Source organism: Limnofasciculus baicalensis BBK-W-15 (assembly GCF_024178385.1).
In the GTDB taxonomy this organism is placed as follows: Bacteria; Cyanobacteriota; Cyanobacteriia; order Cyanobacteriales; family Coleofasciculaceae; genus Limnofasciculus; species Limnofasciculus baicalensis.
The window spans coordinates 1-2,607 of the sequence record NZ_JAMZMM010000582.1; the positions used below are offsets into that span (position 1 = coordinate 1).

The window sequence follows — 2,607 nt, forward strand, 5'->3', positions numbered from 1 at the left end:
ATTGGTTTGGAAGCCTACACCATACCTGTACTCAGGTTGGTGTAGGAGATGTCACGTCAGTGGACTGACCAGTATAACTCTAGGTGGGTTAGCTCCCTCGCCAAGCGCGATTGGTTGACGTACTCCCCCAGCTATTCTGTGGCTTAGGCTAACGCCAAGCGACGCTAACATCCACCGCTTACTCATACGGTGGCGAAGAGCTTTTGGGATGTTTTGGTAGCCAATTGGGTTTAAGAGAAATCATTGTTCTCCCTGGCAGGATCTTCAAACTTATAACCAACCCCCCGGATAGTTTGAATTAATTTGGGGTCACTGGCATCTATTTCAATCTTCTTGCGAATTTGACCGATATGAACATCAACCACCCGCTGATCCCCTACATAGTCGTACTCCCAGACTTCCTGGATTAACACAGAACGAGTGAGAACCTGACCGGGATGACAAGCCAGAAAATGGAGGAGATTGAATTCTAGAGCGGTCAACGGTACAAGTTTATCATGGAGCGTTACCTCTCGACGAGTGGGATCGATCGCCAAATGATTGAAGATGAGACGCTGTTGTTCAGTTACAGTAACTTCTCGCCTGCGTCTCAATATCGCTCCAACTCGGTTTTCCAATTCTTGCAAATCGAAAGGCTTCGTGAGGTAATCATCAGCACCTCGTTTAAACCCGATGTCCTTGTCGGCGGCATCTCCCCGACTGGTGAGCATAAGGACAAAGACATCGGTACGGCGCTGCATGTCCTGACACAGGTTGTACCCAAGAGCGTCAGGCAAATTTACATCGAGAATTACCAGATCTGGGTTGAATTGCTCAAACATTGCCAGAGCCGTCTTCCCATCATGAGCCGACTCCATTTGATAGTTCTTTTGGCTCAAAAAGCGAATAATTAAATTACGGATTGCTGGGTCGTCATCCACGACAAGAATCTTGGCAGAGGCCATGGTCATTTACTTCCACGGAGAACTGGATCAGGAACTGAGACAAGAAGAGATGCACGGTTGTCCACACCATTGGTGTATACATTTTACTCAATACTTGCCACGAACCACAGGATCGGGAATCATCAAAAAACGAGAGGGAAACCCCTGGCTTTTAGACACGGTTCGGAACGCGGCTGCGACTTGAGTCGCCGTCAAAATAGTGGAAATTGTCATCTTTTGGTCTGTTCTACCCATTACCGCCTTGGAGTTGCTAGACTCGGTGTACTCTTGTAATGCACTTTCAATGGGACAATTTCCATTTCAAGTTTCACAACCCTGTACGCATAATAGTTTTGCTCCTTTGAGCCTCCCATAAATGGGGTAATGTGAGCCTAGACAATGTTAGAGGTCGGTAACTATCCAAACAGCACTTCCTTAACCCTTGTACAGATGTTTAACTGTTTGGTTCTAGAGCAGAGAACTGGCTGCGCATTCTCTGGTAGGTCTTAAACTCTTGCCTCTAACATAGTACCCTTCGGTACTGAGTCTGGTCAGATTTGGGCTTTGGCAAGCCCCCGCCTTTAGGCGTGGGGTTTCTGACGAGATAGAATTGTCAACACCAATGGTATATTGGCCATTTAACTTAATTATCCTCATATAATTAGGCAATGCCAATACCCAGTGATAGCATACCCAATTTGGAGCCTACAGAAACTGCCACAAGAGCATAACTGATGGGGAGCCTTAAAAAGTGTTTTTCAGAAAATTGAAACAATTCGTGGCATAAAAGACTTCTGTTCGAGGAACAGGCTAAACTGGCTTGTAGGGAGACTCGATCGTGCCTAACCTGTAACCTGCGATCGCAGCAGCATTTAGGGTCATCAGTGTCTCACCCACTCAACTGTGTGGAGTTGTACTCAACAAACTCTCCCTGGGAAACTATAGCTATCGATATCGGTAGTTATCTTCTGGAGGAGAATCCCGGTGTCAAGAGACCGGGGGAGTGTCAAACTATTTAAAAGAAGGGATCTTTCGGAGGTTTTGCATGAGCGATCAAAATCCCTACGAAAAGCTTGGGGTAACTGAAGACGCATCGTTTGAGGAAATTCAGGCGGCTAAAGGACGACTTAGCCAGCAGTATCGCAGCGAGCAAAAGCAGTTGGAGGCAGTCGAGGCTGCTTACGATGCGATTATTATGGAGCGCCTGAGAATGCGCCAAGAGGGGAAAATTAAGGTTCCCGAAAGGATTCGTTTCCCAGAGAAATTGCCCCAAGCCCCGGTGAGTTTTCCTCAATCGGCAGCTAATTCCCCTGGTGGGTGGCTTAAGGGGTTGTGGGATACTCCCAGCGGTGGGGATATGCTTTGGCCTGCGGTGGTGTTCCTGATTTTGAGCAGTCTGACTGTTTTATATTCGCAGGAGTCAATTCTGCCCTTAGTTGTGGCTTTGGGTTTCGGGGCTAATATTTATTTTGTTAATCGCAAAGAACACAAATTTTGGCGTGCCCTGTTGCTAACGCTGATTGGTTTGTTGGTGGGCGTGGGATTGGGCAATGGACTCTGGGGATCTCTAGCCCCTCAACTCAGTAGCATCGGGTTGACAGTGGAAAAATTTGCCAGTTTGCTGACTTTTTTCCTTTTCTGGCTGGTTAGTAGCTTCCTCCGTTAATGGGGAGTGGGGAGTAGG

Annotated in this window: 2 protein-coding genes; one reads left to right on the forward strand and one right to left on the reverse strand. The window is 47.3% G+C overall.

The features are described 5' to 3' along the window. Positions 1-230: 230 nt before the first annotated feature. Positions 231-950: a response regulator gene (locus NJ959_RS28345; RefSeq protein ID WP_373693730.1), complete on the reverse strand. Its 720-nt coding sequence runs from the start codon at positions 948-950 to the stop codon at positions 231-233. 1,018 nt (positions 951-1,968) lie between these two features. On the opposite strand from NJ959_RS28345, the gene NJ959_RS28350 reads away from it, so the two are divergent. Further along, positions 1,969-2,589, forward strand: a complete 621-nt coding sequence (locus NJ959_RS28350; RefSeq protein ID WP_254015107.1) for a CPP1-like family protein — start codon at positions 1,969-1,971, stop codon at positions 2,587-2,589. The last annotated feature ends 18 nt before the right edge of the window (positions 2,590-2,607 follow it).

What these genes read in the sequence shown, in the direction of transcription:
- NJ959_RS28350 (WP_254015107.1), top strand. Translation starts at nt 1,969, where the DNA reads ATGAGCGATCAAAATCCCTACGAAAAGCTTGGGGTAACTGAAGACGCA.
- NJ959_RS28345 (WP_373693730.1), bottom strand. Translation starts at nt 950, where the DNA reads ATGACCATGGCCTCTGCCAAGATTCTTGTCGTGGATGACGACCCAGCA.